A 19,638-nucleotide genomic window follows, 5' to 3' on the forward strand; every position below is an offset into this window, starting at 1 on the left:
CCCAGACCCCGCGAAGAGGTCCAGCGTTCGAAGCCGACGTCCACCAACCCGTTCACGCACCTCGGCTAGCGCCCGCTCAAGGTGCGCAGCGAGGGAACGCTTGTTCCCGATGTAGGTGATCAGCTGCCGAGCGTAGAAGTCCCCATCTTCGACCACAGCGAAGTCGTCTTCAAAGAGGGCAAGAGCCTGAGGCGCTGCGGTAGTCATGACTCTCCGACGCTAGCAGGGGGCGACGACACTGGTCCGGGGCACGCCGACCGTCACGCTCGGTCGGAACGGAGTGCGGTTTCGGTCGGGCAGCTCGCATTCGGTAGACTAACGAAGGGTTCGTTGGCGACAATTGCCTAACGAGGCCAGGGACAGTCCGCCCGCGACGCCGACGGAGCCGAGAGCCCTTATTTCAGGCCGGATTCGGTCCTCCCAAGGAGTTCCTCCGCTACCCGCGAAGTAGGCTTCTAATCCGTGGCTCTCACGATCGGAATCGTCGGTCTTCCCAATGTCGGCAAGTCGACGCTGTTCAACGCGCTGACGAAGAACGATGTCCTTGCGGCGAACTACCCGTTCGCGACGATCGAGCCCAACGTCGGCGTCGTCAACCTGCCCGACGAGCGCCTCGGCAGGCTCGCGGAGGTGTTCGGCAGCGAGCGCATCGTCCCTGCGCCGGTCTCGTTCGTCGACATCGCCGGCATCGTCCGCGGCGCCTCCGAGGGGGAGGGGCTCGGCAACCAGTTCCTCGCCCACATCCGGGAGGCGGACGCCATCGCCCAGGTCGTGCGCGGCTTCAGCGACAGCGACGTGGTGCACGTCGAGGGCGAGGTCAATCCCGCCTCCGACCTCGAGACGATCAACACGGAGCTCATGCTCGCCGACCTGCAGACCCTCGAGAAGGCCGAGCCGCGCATCGAGAAGGAGGTGCGCGGCAAGAAGACCGAGCCCGTCGTGCTCGAGACCGTGCAGGCGGCGCGGGCCGCGCTCGCGGCGGGCACGGTGCTCTCGGCTTCCGGCATCGACCTCGCCCCGATCAAGGATCTCGGCCTGCTCACCGCGAAACCGATCATCTACGTCTTCAACGTCGACGAGGCGGTGCTGCGGGATTCCGCGCGCACGGCCGAACTCGAGGCGCTCGTCGCCCCCGCCAAGGCCGTCTTCCTCGACGCCAAGATCGAGTCGGAGCTCATCGACCTCTCGCCCGAGGACGCCCAGGAGCTGCTCGAGGCGACCGGTCAGCCGGAATCCGGTCTCGACCAGCTGGCCCGCATCGGCTTCGACACGCTCGGCCTGCAGACGTACCTCACCGCGGGGCCCAAGGAGACCCGCGCGTGGACGATCCACAAGGGCTGGAAGGCGCCGCAGGCCGCCGGTGTCATCCACTCCGACTTCGAGCGCGGATTCATCAAGGCCGAGGTCATCTCGTTCGACGATCTCATCGCCGCCGGCTCCGTGGCGAGGGCCCGCGAGCTCGGCCGCGCCCGCATCGAGGGCAAGGACTACGTCATGCAGGACGGCGACGTGGTCGAGTTCCGCTTCAACGTGTGAGCGCGGAATCCGAGTTTACTGACCGGTATACCCGAAGGTAGACTTGCTGCATGGCGACGACGATCAAGGTCTCGGCCGAGCTCCGCGACCGCATCAACCAGGATGCGAGCGACCGCGGCGTGACGGCTGCGGGCCTCATCGAGAACCTCCTCGACGCATACGAGCGTCGGCAGCGCATGGAGGCGTTCGGGCGGGCGTTCCGTGGTGCGGAGAGCGGCTACTGGGACGAGTTCCATGCGTGGGACGTAGCGCTCGGCGACGGTCTCGCGGATGCCTGAGATCCGGCGCGGCTCCGTCGTCTGGGCCGATCTCGACCCCTCGGTCGGGCGGGAACAGGGCGGCCGCCGCCCGGTTGTGGTCGTGGCGAGCGATCTCTTCCTCGAGCAGGCGGACACGCTGGCCATCATCGTGCCGGCCACCACGTCCGATCGCGGCTGGCCGAACCATGTCCCGTTGAGGGGCGCTGATCTTTCGTTGGCGAGGCCGACCTTCGCGATGACCGAGCAGGTGCGCACGGTGACGCGAGATCGCCTGTTCGATCCGATCGGCACGGCGGATGCCGCGACGATGGTCGAGGTCGACCGTTGGCTTCGCGATTTCCTGGCGCTCCCCTGAGTTGAGAGCATCAGGCGCGAGGCGGAATGTGTGGGCGTGGGCAGCGGAGATCGTCGAGTCGTGCGCGCCCGCGCCCTTCTACTACCTGCCCATGAGCGCGGAGGACAGCGCCTAACTCAAGGAGGTCGCGCGCGGCCTCGAATGCTGGGGCGGGCGGGACGTCAGGCCAGCGCGAGCCGTTCCCTGCAATCCGGATTGAACACGCGCGCCGTCGACGCCGGATACTCCGCCAGCCACGCCACCGGGCGCAGCGGTCGCGGCGTGAGGTTCCCCTCGCAGTTCGGGCAGGTGTAGTCGAGTTCGCGGGCGCAATCACCGCACCAGGTGCACTCGATGGTGCAGATGAACACCTCGGGGTCGTCGAGCGCCAGGTCGCGGTCGCAGCACTCGCAGTTCGGGCGCAGTTCGAGCATGCCGGAAGGCTAGCAACGCCGCGGAGCCCCGGTCCCCTGGTCGCTGGCTGCAGCTCTCAAGAACGTTGTGAATGCGGCCGGCAGGGGCGGGCGCACTTGTGGTTCACTCCGACGCCGAGGGTGTCGCGGAACGCCGCTGCGGTCTCGGTGCGTTCGTCGTCGAGGATCCCCGAATACGCCGGCCGGGGGTGGTCGCCGGCCGGGCAGCCATCCGGGTGCTCCGGCATCACGACGAGATCGGCCCGCGCTTCGAGGACGTGACCTGGATCATCCGCCTCGCCTGAAGGGCAGGTCAGAACCTGTCCCACGCGTCAACGTGATACGCCTCCGACTTCATGCGTCACTTACCCTGGGGTCGTGCGTGTTGGCCTGATCGCCATGCTTGTCGCCCTGCTGACGCCCGTCACCGTGGCGCTCGTTCCGACGTCGGACGCCTCCCCCGACTTCCCGAGCTGGGGCGAGGTTCAGGCGGCACGGTCCGATGCCGCGGCCTCGCAGGCCGAATACCGGAAGGTGTCGGCGGCGCTCTCCGATCTGCAGAATCGCGTCGATGCCGCCGCGGCCGAGCAGCTCAAAGCCCAGGCCTCCTACACCGTCGCTGCCGACGCGCTCGAGCAGGCCGCGACAACGGCGCGCACGACCGCGCACGCCGCCGCGGTCGCGCACGCCCAGGCGGTGGCCGCCGGGCAGCGCTATGGCGCGTTCGCCGCGCAGCTCTACCGCTTCGGCTCAGGCGACCTCAGCGCCCAACTGCTCACCGCCACGGGTTCGGATGCCGGCACGCTGCTCGACCGACTGGGGTTCATGACGCAGATCACCGTCATCAGCTCGCGGCTCGACCAGTCGGCTACCGTCGCGGCGAACCTCGCACAGGCCCTCACCGCCCAGGCGACGAGCGCCGAGCAGGCCCGCGCGGCGGCAGCCCGTACCGCGCAGGCGCGCCTGAACGACGCCGAACAGGCCACCATCGCCGCGCAATCCGCCCTCGCGGTACAGCGGCAGCACGTCGACGAGCTCTACGCGCAGGCCGCCGCTCTGCAGAACACCGCCGTGACCGCGCAGAAGCAGTACTACGCCGGCGTCGCATACCGTGAGGAGCTGGCCCGTCGCAAAGCGGCAGCCGAGGCCGCGGCCCGCGCCGCGGCCTCGGGCGGCAGCAGCAATGCCGCCAGCGGTGGCGGCAGCCAGCTCGCCCTCGTCGCTGTCGGCCTCAGCCCCGATCCGGCCGCCGCCCAATCGTATGCGAGCGGCCGGATGGGCGCCTACGGCTGGAACGGAGCCCAGTTCCAATGCCTGGTGACGCTCTGGAGCATTGAATCGGGATGGCGGGTCAACGCCTACAACACCTCCAGCGGGGCATATGGCATCCCGCAGGCGCTCCCGGCGGGCAAGCTGGCCGCCGCCGGCGCGGACTGGATGACGAACGCCCGCACGCAGGTCGACTGGGGGCTCGGCTACATCGCCAGCAGGTACGGCTCGCCGTGCAACGCGCTCCAATTCGAGACCTCCCATTCGCCGTACTGGTACTGACGCCCTCGGCGGCGGCTGAGCCGGCGTGAAGGCGGGCAGCGCACCCGAGCGCTGCGTCAACGCCCAGTGCGAGGCTTCGCGGTTCCGCGGGGGATCCCGCCTGGTATCGCGGCTCCTCGAGCGCGAGACCGGTGCGCCGGTTCTCAAGTACCTGGGTACGGGAACCTCGTCGCCGCCACTGCCCGCAACGCCCGGACCATCGCCCAGATCGTCGCCCTGGAGGGGTCGCTCGCCCGGGGCGGCGAGCCGGGCTAGGCTCGCGCCGTGGCAATGCCGAGGCGGATGGATGTCGACGACTTCATGGCCCAGCTGAGCGCCATCCGGCGTCCGCACCTCGCCGAGCTGCGCGCCCTCAGCCTCGCGGCTGCGCCTGCCGCGGTCGAAGAGCTCAAGTGGAACCAGCCCTGCTACGTCCTGGACGGCAACCGGTTGTGGCTGCTTCAGTCGTTCCAGGAGCACTGCTCGCTGCGCTTCCCGATTCGCTTCTTCACCCGGTACCGCGACGAGGTCGTCGCGGCCGGCTATCAGGGCATCGAGGGTGCCATCAAGGTCCGCTACGACCAGCCGGTGCCCGCCGAGCTCGGCGCCCGCCTCATGGCCGCGCGCGTCGCCGAGCACCTCGCCACCGGCGCGAAGTGGGACGACGACTGACGTGAGCGGCGGCGCGAACGAACCGATCTGGCTGACGAGCGTCATCGAGGATTTCGAGGCGGTCGAACCGCTGGTGCGCGCCGATGCACCGGATGCCGTGCACAAGGCCCGCGCGCTCACCCGGCGCCTGCGGGCGCTGTTCTCCGTCGTGCCCGGACGCCGCGCCGAGCGCGCGGCCGAGGCGTTGCGCGGCTACGGCCGGCTGCTCGGGAAGGCCCGCGACCTCGAGGTGTACGCCGACCGTGCGGACGAGTTCATCGCGGGGGCCGGGGCGGAGGAATCCGCCGCGGAGGAGGCGCGCGAACGGCTCGTCGGGCGCACCCGCGAGCGCCGCGTGCGGGCGTTCCGCCGCATCGCCGAGTTCCTCGACGGCGACCGCTACCGCGAGCTCATCCGCCTGGTCGAGCGGGCGGCCGAGGATGCCGAAGGCATCGATCCGCTCGTCCTGCTCCACGAGGCCCGCAAGGCCGCTCGCGCGGTGCGCTACCTCGGCGAAGCCTACGGCGACGCCGAGATCGGCGCCGCCGGCGAGCACCTGCAGGAGGTTCTCGGCGAACACCGCGACAACACCCTGCTCGCGCGCTCCCTCGCCGGTGAGGGGGGCATCTACGCGGCCATCCGCGAGCAGGCGCAGGCGCGCGCCGACGCGCTGGTGCCGAGGCGGTGACGCGACGGCGGCCTGCGCCCGCTACTCTGGTCGCAGCAACTGAACATCGGGCCATACGGTCATCGCGGGAGAGCCGCACGCGGGGCGACGGCCGCGCAGTGGGGCACCGAAGGTGCAATCCTCCCCGACAATCTCTCAGGTACGAGTACCGCGATGAACTGGCCGCTCTGGTAGGCGTCTCGCCGCCAGAGGGGGAGTTCTCTGACAGGGCCCGCCCTGCCTGATGCCGACGGAGAACTCATGACCCGCACCGCGGCTCCTGCCGAGCCCCGATTCTCCCCGCTCCACGCCGTGCACGTCGCCGCCGGGGCCACCTTCACCGACTTCGCCGGCTGGCAGATGCCGGTGCGCTACACGAGCGACCTCCTCGAGCACCACGCCGTGCGCACCCGCGCCGGAATCTTCGATCTCAGCCACATGGCCGAGATCGTCTTCGTCGGCCCGGATGCCGCGGCCGCCCTCGACTACGCGCTCGCAGGCCGGCTCTCGGCGCTGGAACTCGGCCAGGCCAAATACTCCATGCTGCTTGCCGCGACCGGCGGCATCATCGACGACCTCGTCGTGTACCGCACCGGCGATGACCGTTTCCTCGTCGTGGCCAACGCCGCCAACCGCGCACCGGTCGCGGCCGCCCTGATCGAGCGCGCGAAGGGATTCGACGTCGAGGTCTACGACGAGAGCGACGACGTCGCCCTCATCGCGGTGCAGGGGCCGCGGGCTCTCGCCATCGTCACCGGAACGCCCGGTTTCGCCATCGCAGGCGGTCACCCCGACGGCGAAGACGTGGAGGCGGCGCTGAGCGCTCTCAAGTACTACTGGTCGGTCGCCGGCTTCTTCCGCACCGAGCCGGTCCTCATTGCCCGCACCGGCTACACCGGCGAGGACGGCTTCGAGCTCTTCTGCGCCCCCGATGTCGCGCCGGTGCTGTGGGATGCCCTCGTCGAGGTCGGCGCCGGGGCCGGGCTCGTCCCGTGCGGCCTCGCCTCCCGCGACACGCTGCGCCTCGAGGCGGGGATGCCGCTCTACGGCCACGAGCTCTCGCTCGAGACCCTGCCCGCGCAGGCCGGCCTCGGCCGCGTGGTCGCGCTCGGCAAGCCGGGCGATTTCGTCGGGCGCGCCGCGATCGAGGCATCCGCTGCCGCCGGCGAAGGACGGCCCGTGCTCGTGGGCCTGACCGGCGAGGGAAGGCGCGCCGCCCGCGCCGGGTATTCCGTGGTCAGCCACGGCCTGACCATCGGCGAGATCACGTCCGGCGCCCTCTCGCCGACCCTCGGCCACCCCATCGCGATGGCGTATGTGGACCCCGCGTTCGCCGAGCCGGGCACCGTCGTCGACGTCGACGTGCGCGGCACCGCCTCCCCTTACACCGTCATCCGCCTGCCCTTCTACCAGAGAGAGAAGAACTGACATGGGCTCTCCCGCGAACCTCCAGTACACCAGCGAGCACGAGTGGGTGCTCGTCGACGGCGACATCGCGACCATCGGGATCACCCAGTACGCCGCCGACCAGCTCGGCGACGTCGTCTTCATCGAACTGCCCGGAGTCGGCACGGCGGTCGCCAGTGGCGCGGTCGTCGGCGAGATCGAGTCGACGAAGTCGGTCGGCGAGCTCTTCGCCCCCGTCAGCGGCACGGTCGTCGACGTCAACCAGACGGTCGTCGACACGCCCGAGCTCGTCAACTCCGCTCCCTTCGGCGCGGGCTGGCTCATCAAGGTGAGGTACGACGCGCTGCCGGACCTGCTCGAGGCCGCGGCCTACGACGCGCTCATCGCCGAGTAGCCGGGCGCGCCGAATGAGCATCGACACGTTCCGGTCCACCTTCGCCGACCGTCACATCGGGGCGGATTCCGCGCAGCAGGCCGCGATGCTCGCCGCGGTCGGCTACGGCAGCCTCGACGAGCTCGTCCGCACGGCCCTCCCCGAGGCGATCCAGCTGCCGCCGATCGATCCGCGCCGCGCCCAGGGCTTCCACAGCCTGCCGCGCGCGGCGAGCGAGCGGCAGGCGCTCGCCGAGCTGCGAGCCATCGCGGCCCGCAACACGGTCAACACCAGCCTCATCGGCCAGGGCTACTACGGCACGATCACCCCCGCGGTCATCCAGCGCAACGTGCTCGAGAACCCGTCGTGGTACACCGCCTACACGCCCTACCAGCCCGAGATCTCGCAGGGCCGCCTCGAGGCGCTCATCAACTTCCAGCAGGTCGTCGTCGACCTCACCGGCCTCGACATCGCCAACGCGTCGATGCTCGACGAGTCCACCGCGGTCGCCGAGGGCATGCTGCTCGCCCGCCGCGCATCGAAGTCCGCGTCCGCGGTCTTCCTCGTCGACGAGGATGCCTTCCCGCAGACCAAGGCGCTGCTCGAGGGCCGCGCCGCGGCCGTCGGCATCGAGCTGCACTACACCGCCTACGGCCAGGCCCCGCCGGCCGACCTCGACGTCTTCGGCGCGTTCATCCAGTACCCCGGGGCGTCGGGCCGCGTCTGGGATCCGAGAGAGGTCATCGCCGCGGTGAAAGCGCAGAGCGGCCTCGTGGTCATGGCTGCCGACCTGCTGGCACTCGCGCTCATCGCCAGCCCGGGCGAGCTCGGCGCCGACATCGCCGTCGGCTCGTCGCAGCGATTCGGAGTGCCGATGGGCTTCGGCGGCCCGCACGCCGGCTACCTCGCGGTGCGCTCCGGCCTCGAGCGCCAACTGCCCGGCCGCCTCGTCGGCGTGAGCCAGGACGCCGCGGGCAAGCCCGCCTACCGCCTCACCCTGCAGACCCGTGAGCAGCACATCCGCCGCGAGAAGGCCACCTCGAACATCTGCACCGCCCAGGTGCTGCTCGCGGTCATGGCGTCGATGTACGCCGTGTACCACGGCCCGCGCGGCATCCGCGCGATCGCGCAGGGCGTGCACCGCACGGCGATCGACGCGAAGGCGCGCCTGCAGGCCACGGGGGTCGATGTCGTCGATCAGCCGTTCTTCGACACGCTCACCGTGCTCGTGCCCGGGCGGGCCGCCGAGATCGCGGATGCCGCCCACGCCGCCGGCATCCTCTACAACGTCGTCGACGCCGGAACGCTGCGGCTCAGCTTCGACGAGACGTTCAGCGCCGACCCCGAGCTCGTCGACCGCGTGCTCGCCCCTCTCGGCGTCGCGCCGCTGGTCGGCGAGGACGCAGGCACTCGGCGCCCCGCTTCGCCGATTCCGGATTCCCTCCGGCGCACCTCCGCGTATCTCGAGCATCCCGTGTTCAACTCGTACCACTCCGAGACGGCGATGATGCGGTACCTCAAGCAGCTCGCCGACCGCGACTACGCCCTCGACCGGGGCATGATTCCGCTCGGCTCGTGCACCATGAAACTCAACGCGGCGAGCGAGATGGCCGCGGTGACGTGGCCGGAGTTCGCCGACATCCATCCCTTTGCTCCGGCCTCCGATGTCGCCGGCTATCTCGAGCTCATCGGTCAGCTCGAGATCTGGCTCGCCGAGCTCACCGGCTACGACACGGTGTCGCTGCAGCCCAACGCGGGCTCGCAGGGCGAGCTCTCCGGCCTGCTCGCGATCCGCGGCTACCACCTTGCGCGCGGCGACGCGCAGCGCACCGTCTGCCTTATCCCGCAGTCGGCGCACGGCACGAACGCCGCGTCGGCGGTGCTCGCCGGCCTGCGCGTCGTCGTCGTCGCGACCGACGCGGACGGCAACGTCGACCTGGTCGACCTGCGCGCCAAGATCGCCGAGCACGCCGACGAGATCGCGGCGCTCATGATCACCTACCCGTCGACGCACGGGGTGTACGAGCACGACGTGGTCGCGATCGCGGATGCCGTGCACGCGGCCGGCGGTCAGGTCTACGTCGACGGCGCGAACCTCAACGCCCTCGTCGGCTACGCCAAGCCCGGGGCGTTCGGCGGCGACGTCTCGCACCTCAACCTGCACAAGACGTTCTGCATCCCGCATGGCGGCGGCGGCCCCGGCGTCGGCCCGGTGGCGGCGAAGGCGCACCTCGCGCCGTTCCTGCCCGGCCACCCGCTCGCCCAATCGGCCGACCATCCCGGTGTGCTGGCGGCGACCGGGACCGGCCGCGGCGATGGCCTGCAGTTCGACGGCGGCGCCCGCCCGGTCTACGTGCACGGCGGGGCGCCGGTGTCCGCCGCGCCGTACGGCAGTCCCAGCATCCTGCCCATTTCATGGGCCTATGTGCGGATGATGGGCGCCGACGGCCTCGCCCGCGCGACCGGCTCCGCGGTGCTCGCCGCGAACTACGTCGCTGCGAAGCTGCACCACCACTACCCGGTGCTCTATGCGGGTGAGGGCGGCCTCGTCGCGCACGAGTGCATCCTCGATCTGCGCCCGCTCACGGCCGAGACCGGTGTCACGGTCGACGACGTCGCGAAGCGCCTCGTCGACTACGGATTCCACGCGCCGACCATGTCGTTCCCGGTGGCGGGCACCCTCATGGTGGAGCCGACCGAGAGCGAGGACCTCGGCGAGCTGGACCGGTTCGTCGCCGCGATGATCGCGATCCGCCGCGAGGCCGAGCGCGTCGCGCAGGACGAGTGGCCGGCGGATGACAACCCCCTGCACAATGCGCCTCACACCGCGGAATCCGTCGTGTCGGGGGAGTGGGAGCACCCCTACTCGCGCGAGCTCGCGGTCTTCCCGGCCGGCTCGGCGCAGGTGCGGGCGAAGTACTGGCCGCCGGTGCGCCGCATCGACAACGCCTGGGGCGACCGGAACCTGTTCTGCGCATGCCCGCCTGTGGAGGCGTTCGCCTGACCGCTCAGCGTTGCCGTTAGGTACGAACCCGCCTGGCCGGACAGGCACGCTCGTATCTAACGGCAACGCTCGCGGTTATCCCCAGGCCGAGTGGCCGGGTCGCGTGATCTGGCATGGTGCGCGGATGCATGAGCCTGACGACCCCGACCTCATCGACGCGCGGCATCCCGCTCGCGGCGCGTCGCCGAGCAACGCTTCTGCGCGCGCTCTGAGCCGCGGAGAGGTAGAGCGGATCCGCCGGGGCATCTACCTGCCCGCTGGACGCGAACCGGAGGAGACGCCGCGCCACCTGACCATCGAACGCGCTGCGCTGAGGCAGGCGGTCGCAGTCGGCCTGACTCGAAAGCGTCCGGCGGTGTTCAGTCATCGCACGGCGGCGATCATCCACGGTCTGCCGCTCCTGGGCCCGGCCACCGGACTGGTCGACATCGTCGAACCACCGGATTCCGCACGACGCAGCAAAGCCGGCGTGCGGGTGCATCTCGCCGAGGCCTCCGACACCGACGTGATGCCATGGGGAGCGCACTTCGTGACCACCCCTCGCAGGACGGCGCTTGACCTTGCACGTACCCTTCCCTTCGCCGCGGCGGTCGCGGTTCTCGACTATGCGATCGCCAACGGGCTGGTCGACCGTCTCGCGATCCTCGATGACGCCAAGAGCCTCGGCCCCGTCGCGGGCGTTGCGGCGGCGCGGCGGGCGATCGAGTTCGCTGATCCGCGCGCCGGATCACCCGGAGAATCCGCGAGCCGTGCGCTCCTGGCGCTGCTCGGATGCCCGCCTCCGGAGCTTCAGGTCGTGCACCGGTCGCCGCTTCCGGGCATCCGGCATTTCGAGGTTGATTTCGAATGGCCGGAACTCGCTCGCATCGGCGAGTTCGATGGCGCAGGGAAGTACCTCAAGCCCGAGTATCTGAAGGGGCGCTCGCCGGGTGAGGTCGTCGTCGCCGAGAAGCGGCGGGAGGACGCGCTGCGGGCCGAGGGCGCGGCGGTGTTCCGCTGGGGATGGCCCGAGCTCATGCAGCCGCACGCCCTGCGTCGGCAGCTCATCGAGGCCGGTGTGCCGGTGCGTTTCGCCGCGCCGCGCACGCTTTTCTGATGTCGAACGTTGCCGTTGGGTACGTGCGTGCCCGACCGGTCAGACGGTTTGGTACTCAGCAGCAACGGAGCGAGATCAGAAGACCCCGGGCCAGAGCTGCACGGCCAGCGGATAGCCCACGAACGAGATGACGTCGAGCAGCAGGTGCGCGACCACGAGGGGGAGGACCCGGCCCCAGCGCCGGTACACCCAGCCGAAGACGACGCCCATCACCGCGTTGCCGACGAACGAGCCGAAGCCCTGGTAGAGGTGATAGCTGCCGCGCAGCAGGGCGGCCGCGGCGATGATCCACCAGCCGCGCCAGCCGAGCTCGCGCAGGCGCGTGAAGAGGTATCCGATGACGATGACCTCTTCCTCGGCGGCGGAGCGCAGCGCCGAGAGCACGAGCATCGGGATGGTCCACCAGTAGCCGGCGAGGGGCGCGGCCTGCACGTCGATGGTGAAGCCGAGCATGCGCCCGACGGCATACAGCGCGATGCCCGGGATGCCGATGATGGCGAGCAGCGCGAACCCGCCGCCGATATCGCGCCCTGCGCGCCGTCCGCGCCAGTCCAAGCCGATGCGCCGGAATCCCGAGACAGCCGGCTGCCAGAGCAGCCACAGTGCCAGCGCGACGGGAGCGAACGCGAAGACGACGCCGGCGAACTGGTAGGTGAAATCGAGCCACTCCCGCGGGCTCTGCGAGGGGTTGAGCGCAGTGGTCTGCTCGCCGATCGGCGTGGGCGCCGTGAGGGCGGCGACGATGTCGATGACCGAGTAGACGGCGGATTGCCCGAGCGAGAGCCCGAGCACGATGGCGATCTCCCACCACACCCGCTTCCGCGACGGCAGGGGATCGCTCACGCGCGCTTCGCCCGACATGCGGGGGTTCCGCCCGGAAGCAGGTAGCGGTACCGCGCGACGAGGCGGTAGCCGAGACCCGCCGCCCACGACCACGGCGGCACAGCGGCGAGCCAGCCGAGCAGACGCCACCGTGCATCGGGCTGGCGCCGCAGCAGCTCGGCGACCGCGCGGCTGCCGCCGTAGCGCTGTGCGCCCTCGACCAGCCATACCCTGGCGCCGGCCTCGGCGGCGGTCAGGCCGAGTGCGGCAAGGTCGGCCCACTGGTACGGCACGGCCGCCGGCGCTGCGGGCAGCACGCGCTTCAGCCAGTCGACCGCGCTCGTGCAGAATCCGCAGTCCCCATCGAAGACGAGCAGAGCGGTCACGAGCCGAATCTACCCGTCCTGAGCAGGCGGCCGCGGTGGTGGCTCGACCCAGGCCGACTGTGCCGCCGCACAGCTCAGACACAACGCGGCGTTACCGTCTTGTAACGGTTTGTCCGTCGGTTTGGCCCTCTCCGGTAACCCCCCCTAGGTTCGCAGGTACCAAGAGTTGCAGTGCGCCTGCACAACGCGCTGTCCGCCCTGCTCCCAATTCCAGGAGGAAAATTGAAGATCAGACGTCTGACCGTTGCCGCAGTCGCGGTCGCGGCCGTCGCTGTCATCGTCAGCGGTTGCTCCGCGCCGAGCACCAGCTCGGAGATCGCGCAGAACACCTCGATCACGCTGGCCTCGAACGGCTCGGTCACCTCATTCAACGAGAACACCCCGCAGACCTACTCGACGTACAACGCCAACCTCACGAACCTCACGACGACGGGTTGGAACTACTACGACAACACCCCGAAGCTGCAGCAGAACACCGCCTTCGGCACGTACAAGGTCACCTCGACCAGCCCGCTGACGGTGCAGTACACGATCAACAAGGGTGCGACGTGGAGCGATGGCGACCAGGTGAACGCCGCTGACGTGCTGCTGACCTGGGCCTCCGACATCGCGAAGTACAACAGCGCGAAGGGCGTCAACTTCAACTCCATCGGCGTCACGCCGGGCGTGGGCATCGACAGCATCACGTCGGTCCCGACGATCTCCAGCGACGGCCTGACCATCACCACGACGTACAGCAAGCCGTTCGTCGACTGGGAGCAGTCGCTGCTCAGCCCCTACATTCCGGCGCACATCGCCTACCAGGAGGCCTTCCCGGCCAAGAACCTGAGCAACGCGGATGCCGACGCAGCGGTCATCAAGGCGATCCAGACCGATGACACCGCGACGATCAAGGCTCTCGCGGCCGCATGGTCGACGAAGTGGAACGTCACGAGCATGCCGACCGACCCGAAGCTCCTCGTCGTCGACGGCCCGTACGTGGTCAGCGACTTCGTGAAGGACAAGTACATCACCCTGCAGCTCCGCAAGGGCTACACGGCGGGCCCCGGCACGCCGACGGTGAGCACGGTCACCCTGCGCTTCATCCCGGACAACACCGCGGCGATCCAGGCCCTCTCCAACGGCGAGGTCAACATCGTCACCGGCCAGCCGACGACGGACACGCTCGCGGCCGTCCAGAAGATCACGGGCGTGAAGTACACCACGGACAACAGCGCGACGTACGAGCACGTCGACCTCACGTTCAACCGGCCGGGCGGCCCGTTCAACCCGGCCACCTACGGCGGCGACGCGACCAAGGCCCTCGAGGTGCGCGAGGCGTTCCTCAAGGCGGTCCCCCGCCAGGAGATCCTCGACAAGCTCATCAAGCCCCTCAACCCCAACGCGGTGCTCGATGACTCGCAGATGTTCCTCCCCGGTGCCGCCGGCTACGACCAGTCGGTCGCGGCCAGCGACGCGAAGTCGTACGACGCCGTCGACATCGCCGGCGCCAAGGCGCTGCTCGCCAAGGCGGGCGTGACCAGCCCGACGGTGATCTTCGCCTACCCGACCGACAACCCGCGCCGTGTCAACGAGTTCAAGCTGATCCAGCAGAGCGCCCAGCAGGCGGGCTTCGTCATCAAGGACGACGGGGCTCCGACGGCGACCTACTTCGGCAACCTCGGCAACAGCAAGTACGACGTCGCGCTCTTCGCGTGGCAGTACACCAGCCTCGCCTACACGGGTAACCAGGCAGCCTTCCAGACGGCGGGCACCGCCAACTACAACGGCTACTCCAACAAGGCGAGCGACACGCTGTGGGACCAGCTGGCCACCAGCACCGGCACCGCCGACCAGAACAACGCCCTGCTGGCGCAGATCGACAAGAACGCCTGGGCTGACGCCTACGGTGTGACGCTCTACCAGTTCCCGAACCTCGTCGCCTGGACGGACAACGTCTCCAACGTGTCCGACAACCCGGTCGGCGTCGGCCCGTTCTGGAACTACTGGCAGTGGCAGGTGACGCCGTCGAGCACCTCGCCGGCGCCGTCCGCAACGAACTAGCAACAGCTGATCGCCGCTGATTTCCGTCGGCGGTGGTCGAAGGGGCGCCGGTGCGCAGGCACCGGCGCCCCCGTGCTGCACAGGGCCCGGCAGCGCACCGGCCGGCACAGAAAGGCCCCCCATGATCTCGTTCCTCGCGAGGCGGTTCATCGCTTCGATCGTGGTTCTGCTGGTGGCGTCGTATCTCGTCTACGTGCTCACCTGCTACTCCGGTGATCCGCTGCAGGATCTCGAGCAGACGAAGCTTCCCAACAAGCAGTTCCTCATCGATCAGCGCATCGCCTTCCTCCACCTCGACGTCCCGCCGGCGCTGCGCTACTTCATCTGGTTCGGCGGCATCCTCCAGGGCTTCGTCGGCAACTTCTCGCTCGGGCTGACCAACGGCGGCCAGCAGGTGACCGCCCAGCTCGGCACGGCCGTGGTCTCGACGCTCCAGCTGCTCAGTGCGGCGACCGTCATCGCCATCGTCGTCGGCCTCACGATCGGCATCGCGACCGCGCTGCGGCAGTACACCGCGTTCGACTACGCGACGACCTTCGTCTCGTTCCTCTTTTACTCGCTGCCGAGTTTCTGGCTCGCCGTGATGCTCAAGCAGTACCTCGCCATCGGGTTCAACAATTTCCTGCAGGATCCGGTCATCAGCCCCATCGTCATCGCGGCCATCGCCGTCGCGATGGGCATCGTGTGGCTGGGCATCCTCGGCGGTTCGCTCCGGCGAAGGCTCACGATCTTCCTCATCTCGGGCGCGGCGACCGCCGCGGTGCTCCTCTACCTCTCGGCGACGCGGTGGTTCGACGATCCGAGCCTCGGCATCGGAGTGGTGGGCGTGCTCGCCATCGGCCTGGCGGTGCTCGTCACCGCCCTCACGGCCGGCCTCGAGAACCGGCGCGCGCTGTACTCCGCGCTCACGACCGCGGCCATCGGCATCGCCCTCTATTACCCGCTGCAGTACGTGTTCCCGTACGCCTCCTTCGGGCTCATCGCACTGCTCGCGTTCGCCGCGATCGGGGTGGGGCTGCTCGTCGGCTGGCTCTGGGGGGGCTTCGACCGCGACGTGTCGATGCGAGGCGCCGCGATCACGGCCGTCCTCGTCGGCATCGTCATCGCCATCGATCGGTTCATGCGGGTCTGGCGGATCTACACGACGAGCTCGTACATCAACAATCGCCCCATCGCGACGATCGGCTCGGGCACGCCGAACCTGCAGGGCGACTTCTGGGTGACGGGCCTCGACACCTTCACGCACCTCGCCCTTCCGACGCTCGCCTTCACGCTCGCCTCGCTCGCGGCGTACAGCCGCTACACCCGGGCGAGCATGCTCGACGTGATGAACCAGGACTACATCCGCACGGCGCGCTCCAAGGGCCTCAACGAGCGCACCGTGGTGATGCGCCACGCGTTCCGCAACGCGCTCATCCCCATCGTCACGATCATCACCCTCGACTTCGGCGCCCTCATCGGCGGCGCCATCGTCACCGAGAAGGTGTTCGGGATCCAGGGCATGGGCGCGCTCTTCCAGAACGCGCTCACCGTCGTCGACGTCAACACCGTGATGGGCGTCTTCCTCGTCACGGGCATCAGCGCGATCGTCTTCAACGTCATCGCCGACGTCGTCTACTCGTCCCTCGACCCGCGAATCCGAGTGTCCTCATGACCGGAACAGAAGAGCCGCAGGGCACCGAGCCCGGCGCCAACCCGTTCGACGAACTGCCGCTGGGCGGCAGCGCGGGCGCCGAGCAGGTGCTCGCCGAGGTCGAGACCACCAAGGCGGAATCCGGCTCTCAGCTCGAGAGGGCCGAGAACGCCATCGAGCTCAAAGAGGTCGAAGGACTCAGCCAGAGCGGCATCGTCTTCCGTCGCTTCACCCGCCACCAGGGCGCGATGATCTCGCTCGCGGTGCTGCTGCTCATCGTCATCCTGTCCTTCAGCTCGGTGGGCATCGACGCGCTCGGCCTGCACATCCACGGCTGGTGGAAGTACGACTACATCTCGGCGAATCCGATCGTCAATGACACGCATCCGACGTTGACGCTGTGGCCGTTCTCGCTGGGCGCCCACCCCTTCGGCCAGGACGAGGTGGGGACCGATATCTTCGCCGAGGTCATGCGCGGCATCCAGCAGTCGATCATGATCATCTTCGTCATCGGCATCGTCTCGACCGTGATCGGCGCGGTGATCGGGGCGGTCGCCGGCTACTTCGGCGGAGTCGTCGACGCGCTGCTCATGCGCGTCACCGATCTCTTCATCATCGTCCCCGCGCTCGTGCTCGCCGCGATCGTCGGCCACTACGCGGTGGGGGCCGGATCGTTCGTGCTGGCGCTGCTGCTCGGCCTGCTGTCGTGGACGAGCCTGGCCCGCCTGGTGCGCGGCGAGGTGCTCGCGCTGCGCTCGCGCGAATTCGTCGAGGCGGCCAAGGTCGCGGGCGCCGGCGACTTCCGCATCATGTTCAAGCACATCCTGCCGAACACGGCCGGCGTCATCATCGTCTCGATGACGCTCACCATGGCGGCGGCGATCCTCCTCGAGGCGGCGCTGAGCTACCTCGGTCTCGGCGTCCAGGCCCCCGATGTGTCGCTGGGTTCGCTCATGAACCTCTACGACAGCGCCTTCCAGACGCGTCCCTGGCTGTTCTGGTGGACCGGCGCGTTCATCATCGTCATCGCGCTCACCATCAACTTCATCGGCGACGGCCTGCGCGACGCCTTCGATCCCCGGCAGCGCCGGATGCTCAACGCCAAGGCGCGCAAGGCGGCCTCGGCCGTGCGCGAGAAGCCCGCCGGGGCGCGCGCATGACGGTCCTAGGCGAGCGCGCCGACGAGCGTGGCCAGGGCCAGCGCCGCGAGCGCGATGAGCGTGCCCCGATGCCAGGTCGTCACGACGCCCGCGCCTTCGACCAGGCCCGATTCGAGGTATCCGGCCTCGCGCAGCGCCTCCCACTGCCGGCGCACGTGCAGGGCGGCGAGACCCGAGTCCGAGCTCGGGATGTCGCCGAGCGCGACGGTGCCCTCGGGCCCGTAGGTCGACCGCGGCAGGTGCCGCAGATCGGCCTTCGCCGCGCGGCTGACGGCGAAGCGGCTTGGCGCCGGCGCGGCCCAGGCGGTGTAGCGGGCGCGGCCGGCGTGGATCGTCAGGGTGTACTTCGTCTCGACCGCGGTGATCGCCGGCCAGGTGATGCGGCGGGTGCGCACGATGTTGCGCAGGCTCACGCCGCTGAGGTCGAGGCTCACCGCGGGCGCCCAGAACACCGCCCAGCACGCGAAGGCGGCGAGCGCGAACGCCGGGAGGTAGCGCAGCGCGTCGATCACGCCGGGGCCGAACGCCAGCGAGAGCACGCAGAACACGCAGATCGCCCAGACCAGGCACGTCAGCACGATGCCGAAACGGGGACGCAGAACGACGGGCCGGGGCACCGCTCCATGGTGTCACAGGCCGCTTCCGAGAGGGCCGCAGCAGCATGACCATCGATACCGCGAACCCGACCCCCGTTCTCAAGGTCACCGACCTCGGCGTCGACTTCTGGGTCGACGGCATCTGGTACCCGGCCGCGGCCGGCATGAACTACGAGGTCCTGCCCGGCGAGATCCTCGCGATCGTCGGCGAGTCGGGCTCGGGCAAGAGCTCGAGTTCGATGGCGCTGCTCGGCCTGCTGCCGCCGAACGGGCGGGTCAGCGGCACGATCGAGTTCGACGGCCGCGACATCAGCGCGATCAGCGCCGCCCAGCTGCGCAAGCTGCGCGGCGAGGCGATGGCCGTCATCTTCCAGGAGCCGATGACGGCGCTCAACCCGGTCTACACGATCGGCGCCCAGATCATCGAGACCCTGCGCGTCCACAAGGGGATGACGCCGGCCGAGGCGCGCAGGCGGGCGATCGAACTCCTCGAGCTCGTCGAGATGCCGTCTCCCGAGGTCTCCGTCGACAAATACCCGCACCAGCTCTCGGGAGGGCAGCGTCAGCGCGCGATGATCGCCATGGCGGTGTCGTGCGATCCGAAGCTCCTCATCGCCGACGAGCCCACCACGGCGCTCGACGTGACCGTGCAGGCCGAGATCCTCGACCTCATCCGCAACCTGCGCACGCGTCTGCAGAGCGCGGTCGTCCTCATCACGCACGACATGGGCGTCGTCGCCGATATGGCCGACAAGATCATCGTCATGAAGGACGGCGAGATCGTCGAGGCCGGCGACATCGTCGACGTCTTCGAGCGACCGACGCACCCCTATACGCAGCAGCTGCTCGCCGCCGTTCCGCGGCTCGAGCTCGGGGGCGGCGCTTCCGTCACGGCCGAGACGTTGCGCGACGACTCGCCGGTCCTCAGCATCAAGGACGTCGTCATCGAATACCCCAAGCGCGGTCGGATCCCCGCGTTCCGCGCCGTCGACAGCGTGAGCTTCGACATCCGCCGCGGCGAGGTGGTCGGGCTCGTCGGCGAGTCCGGCTCGGGCAAGACGACGATCGGCCGCGCGGCGATCGGGCTGCTGCCGGTGCACGGCGGGTCGCTGTCGGTCAACGGCGTGGACATCGCGGGTGCGAGCGAGCGCGTCATCAAAGGTGTGCGGCGCAACGCCGGCATCGTCTTCCAGGACCCGGGCTCCTCGCTCAACCCACGAATGCCGATCGGCGAGTCCATCGGCGAGCCGATCCTGCTCGCGAAGCTCGCCAAGGGCAAGGAGCTCGACCGCCGGGTCGAGACCCTGCTCGACGAGGTCGAACTGCCCCGCAGCTTCCGCAACCGCTATCCGCACGAGCTCTCCGGCGGTCAGCGCCAGCGGGTGGGCATCGCCAGGGCGCTTGCGCTGCGCCCGCCGCTGCTCATCGCCGACGAGCCGACCTCGGCCCTCGACGTCTCAGTGCAGGCCCGTTTCCTCGACCTGCTGCAGGGTCTGCAGCGCGAGCTGCAGTTCGCCTGCCTCTTCATCACGCACGACCTCGGAGTCGTCGACATCCTCGCGCACCGCATCCTGGTGATGCACCAGGGTAAAATCGTCGAGCAGGGAACGAAGGACCAGATCCTCCGGAACCCGCAAGACCCCTACACCCAGCGCCTCATTGCCGCCGTGCCGCTGCCCGACCCGGTTCGGCAGCGCGAGCAGCGGGAGAGGCGCGCCACCTCTTAG

General features: G+C 69.5%; 20 protein-coding genes and 1 riboswitch. Of the genes, 15 read left to right on the forward strand and 5 right to left on the reverse strand.

Annotated features, from left to right (window positions below):
- On the reverse strand, window positions 1–207 hold a 207-nt coding region (locus tag M7D61_RS01390; RefSeq protein ID WP_298226848.1), incomplete at its 3' end, for a hypothetical protein.
- A 255-nt stretch (window positions 208–462) separates the two neighbouring features.
- Between M7D61_RS01390 and ychF the strand changes: the two genes are divergently transcribed.
- The 3 genes from ychF to M7D61_RS01405 are packed head-to-tail and all read left to right on the forward strand — an operon-like array spanning window position 463 to window position 2,151.
- A complete protein-coding gene (ychF, locus tag M7D61_RS01395) occupies window positions 463–1,536 on the forward strand; it encodes a redox-regulated ATPase YchF (protein WP_298226849.1) in 1,074 nt (357 codons plus the stop codon).
- A gap of 50 nt (window positions 1,537–1,586) precedes the next feature.
- Window positions 1,587–1,814, forward strand: coding sequence for a hypothetical protein (locus M7D61_RS01400; RefSeq protein ID WP_298226850.1), 228 nt, complete (start codon window positions 1,587–1,589; stop codon window positions 1,812–1,814).
- Window positions 1,807–2,151: a type II toxin-antitoxin system PemK/MazF family toxin gene (locus M7D61_RS01405; RefSeq protein ID WP_298226851.1), complete on the forward strand. Its 345-nt coding sequence runs from the start codon at window positions 1,807–1,809 to the stop codon at window positions 2,149–2,151. Before M7D61_RS01400 ends, M7D61_RS01405 begins: the two co-directional genes overlap by 8 nt.
- 161 nt (window positions 2,152–2,312) lie before the next feature.
- Here M7D61_RS01405 and M7D61_RS01410 read toward each other — a convergent pair whose 3' ends face one another.
- Window positions 2,313–2,564, reverse strand: coding sequence for a DUF1272 domain-containing protein (locus tag M7D61_RS01410; RefSeq protein WP_298226853.1), 252 nt, complete (start codon window positions 2,562–2,564; stop codon window positions 2,313–2,315).
- A 98-nt stretch (window positions 2,565–2,662) separates the two neighbouring features.
- Between M7D61_RS01410 and M7D61_RS01415 the strand changes: the two genes are divergently transcribed.
- The 8 genes from M7D61_RS01415 (at window position 2,663) to M7D61_RS01450 (ending at window position 11,271) form a co-directional block, all read left to right on the forward strand.
- Window positions 2,663–2,848: a hypothetical protein gene (locus M7D61_RS01415; RefSeq protein WP_298226855.1), complete on the forward strand. Its 186-nt coding sequence runs from the start codon at window positions 2,663–2,665 to the stop codon at window positions 2,846–2,848.
- Between the two features lie 73 nt (window positions 2,849–2,921).
- Complete coding sequence (locus tag M7D61_RS01420; protein ID WP_298226857.1) at window positions 2,922–4,094, forward strand: hypothetical protein; 1,173 nt, start codon at window positions 2,922–2,924, stop codon at window positions 4,092–4,094.
- Window positions 4,095–4,364: 270 nt separating this feature from the next.
- The gene (locus M7D61_RS01425; protein ID WP_298226965.1) at window positions 4,365–4,745 is read left to right on the forward strand and encodes a DUF1801 domain-containing protein; all 381 of its coding nucleotides are present in this window, start codon (window positions 4,365–4,367) and stop codon (window positions 4,743–4,745) included.
- A 1-nt stretch (window position 4,746) separates the two neighbouring features.
- Window positions 4,747–5,412, forward strand: coding sequence for a CHAD domain-containing protein (locus tag M7D61_RS01430; RefSeq protein ID WP_298226859.1), 666 nt, complete (start codon window positions 4,747–4,749; stop codon window positions 5,410–5,412).
- Window positions 5,413–5,467: 55 nt separating this feature from the next.
- Window positions 5,468–5,573, forward strand: a riboswitch (glycine riboswitch).
- Between the two features lie 79 nt (window positions 5,574–5,652).
- Window positions 5,653–6,819, forward strand: coding sequence for a glycine cleavage system aminomethyltransferase GcvT (gene gcvT, locus M7D61_RS01435; RefSeq protein WP_298226861.1), 1,167 nt, complete (start codon window positions 5,653–5,655; stop codon window positions 6,817–6,819).
- A 1-nt stretch (window position 6,820) separates the two neighbouring features.
- Window positions 6,821–7,192 (forward strand): glycine cleavage system protein GcvH, encoded by a 372-nt coding sequence (gene gcvH / locus M7D61_RS01440; protein WP_298226863.1) that lies wholly within the window; start codon window positions 6,821–6,823, stop codon window positions 7,190–7,192.
- 13 nt (window positions 7,193–7,205) lie between these two features.
- Window positions 7,206–10,175, forward strand: coding sequence for an aminomethyl-transferring glycine dehydrogenase (gcvP, locus tag M7D61_RS01445; protein ID WP_298226865.1), 2,970 nt, complete (start codon window positions 7,206–7,208; stop codon window positions 10,173–10,175).
- Window positions 10,176–10,299: 124 nt separating this feature from the next.
- The gene (locus M7D61_RS01450; RefSeq protein ID WP_298226867.1) at window positions 10,300–11,271 is read left to right on the forward strand and encodes a hypothetical protein; all 972 of its coding nucleotides are present in this window, start codon (window positions 10,300–10,302) and stop codon (window positions 11,269–11,271) included.
- A gap of 75 nt (window positions 11,272–11,346) precedes the next feature.
- Here M7D61_RS01450 and M7D61_RS01455 read toward each other — a convergent pair whose 3' ends face one another.
- Both M7D61_RS01455 and M7D61_RS01460 read right to left on the reverse strand, forming a co-directional pair.
- Entirely contained in the window at window positions 11,347–12,132 is a 786-nt protein-coding gene (locus M7D61_RS01455; RefSeq protein WP_298226869.1) for a CPBP family intramembrane glutamic endopeptidase, read from the reverse strand.
- Window positions 12,111–12,479, reverse strand: a complete 369-nt coding sequence (locus tag M7D61_RS01460) for a DUF393 domain-containing protein (RefSeq protein ID WP_298226871.1) — start codon at window positions 12,477–12,479, stop codon at window positions 12,111–12,113. The genes M7D61_RS01455 and M7D61_RS01460 overlap by 22 nt, the downstream gene beginning before the upstream one ends.
- Window positions 12,480–12,701: 222 nt before the next feature.
- Between M7D61_RS01460 and M7D61_RS01465 the strand changes: the two genes are divergently transcribed.
- The 3 genes from M7D61_RS01465 (at window position 12,702) to M7D61_RS01475 (ending at window position 17,315) form a co-directional block, all read left to right on the forward strand.
- Entirely contained in the window at window positions 12,702–14,522 is a 1,821-nt protein-coding gene (locus M7D61_RS01465) for an ABC transporter substrate-binding protein (RefSeq protein WP_298226872.1), read from the forward strand.
- Between the two features lie 121 nt (window positions 14,523–14,643).
- A complete protein-coding gene (locus M7D61_RS01470; protein ID WP_298226874.1) occupies window positions 14,644–16,176 on the forward strand; it encodes an ABC transporter permease subunit in 1,533 nt (510 codons plus the stop codon).
- Complete coding sequence (locus tag M7D61_RS01475) at window positions 16,173–17,315, forward strand: ABC transporter permease (RefSeq protein ID WP_298226876.1); 1,143 nt, start codon at window positions 16,173–16,175, stop codon at window positions 17,313–17,315. The genes M7D61_RS01470 and M7D61_RS01475 overlap by 4 nt, the downstream gene beginning before the upstream one ends.
- A gap of 5 nt (window positions 17,316–17,320) precedes the next feature.
- Here M7D61_RS01475 and M7D61_RS01480 read toward each other — a convergent pair whose 3' ends face one another.
- Entirely contained in the window at window positions 17,321–17,932 is a 612-nt protein-coding gene (locus M7D61_RS01480) for a PH domain-containing protein (RefSeq protein WP_298226878.1), read from the reverse strand.
- A 44-nt stretch (window positions 17,933–17,976) separates the two neighbouring features.
- Between M7D61_RS01480 and M7D61_RS01485 the strand changes: the two genes are divergently transcribed.
- Complete coding sequence (locus M7D61_RS01485) at window positions 17,977–19,638, forward strand: ABC transporter ATP-binding protein (protein ID WP_298226880.1); 1,662 nt, start codon at window positions 17,977–17,979, stop codon at window positions 19,636–19,638.

Source organism: Gryllotalpicola sp. (genome assembly GCF_027352875.1).
Lineage (GTDB): Bacteria > Actinomycetota > Actinomycetes > Actinomycetales > Microbacteriaceae > Gryllotalpicola.